General features: G+C 62.9%; 1 pseudogene. It reads right to left on the bottom strand.

Features of this window, described 5'->3' with window-relative positions:
• Nucleotides 1–221 (bottom strand): annotated as a pseudogene (locus tag AC5ZG5_RS46685) (LysR family transcriptional regulator); the annotation flags it as partial.

Below are 221 nucleotides of genomic sequence, written 5' to 3'. Positions count from 1 at the left end.
ATGTGCTGCAGGTGCAAGTCGTGACCGCTGCAGTGGCCGAGTTGGGGCGGCTTCTCGGGGAAATACGATTGCTGGATCTTCGGGGCGACGTCGCAGTCGGCGCGTTCCAGCAAGATGGTCTCACGGAGGTCATCGATGCCGATCGAGGGACGATTTGCGAGCCGGTGTGTCGGCGCGAGAACCGCGACGTAGCGCTCCTCGAACAGCGACCAGTCGTCGAT

This window comes from Bradyrhizobium sp. Ses1, assembly GCF_059512365.1.
This window is presented reverse-complemented; position numbering and strand designations above follow the sequence as displayed.